Annotated in this window: 1 protein-coding gene; it reads right to left on the reverse strand. The window is 75.6% G+C overall.

The features are described from left to right. On the reverse strand, nucleotides 1-589 hold a 589-nt coding region (locus tag AAAX36_RS09455; protein ID WP_349075294.1), incomplete at its 3' end, for an IS110 family transposase. Nucleotides 590-840: the final 251 nt, after the last annotated feature.

Here is an 840-nt window from a genome sequence, read left to right on the forward strand (position 1 = left end):
CCTCGGCCCCGGAGCGGGCGATCCCCCACGCCCCGCCGAACCCGGCGAGCAGCTCCAGCCACCGCCGGTCCGACAGGTCGACCGCGGCCTCGAGGGCCGGGCAGGACTCGAGCAGCACCGCGCGCAGGCGGTTCTTGTCCCTGGTCGCGCAGGCGACGACGTGGTCGCGCTGCGACGAGAGGGCGCGGGCGGCCTCGAGGGCCTCGCCGCGGCCCGGGACCCCCGACAGGGAGTCCGGCACGCCCAGGGCGGTCCGCGCGATCACCGCGGCGTCGCGCTCGTCGGTCTTGGCCTCGCCGGCGAACAGGCCCGCGGCGCGGCTGGCGGCGAGCCCGGGCAGGTGGGCGACCCCGAGCCCCGCGGCGCGGGCCCGCCTCACGGCGAGGGACCCTATGTTGCGGAACTGGTCGACGACGACGAGCGTGCCGGCGGGCGCGGAGGCGAACAGCGCGTCGAGCTCGGCCTCCCTGTTGCGGACGGGGGCGCTGGCCAGCACCTCCCCGTCGCGGTCGATCAGGCAGGCCCAGTGCGACGACTTGCCGACGTCCAGGCCGAGCACGGCCGCGGGTCTGGTGGATGGCGCTTTCACGGTGGTATCCTTCCGGTAGTCGTTCGACCGGATGGCCTCCCCCTCGGCACTCACATTACCAGCCGCGGCGCCTGCCCGGCACTTTCCTATCAGCCGTCGGGGGCGGCGCGTCCCGCGCCGGCAGCACCCAACAGGCCCTCTCGGGGGCAGGGACGTTCGGCCGTGCGCGGGCGCCCGGTCGGCGGCCCGTTCTGGGCGCGCCTCAATCGTAGCCCGAGACGGTCCCGGGCTGACAATTTCGACTGTAATGG

This window comes from Collinsella sp. CLA-ER-H10 (genome assembly GCF_040092475.1).
Classification (GTDB): domain Bacteria; phylum Actinomycetota; class Coriobacteriia; order Coriobacteriales; family Coriobacteriaceae; genus Collinsella.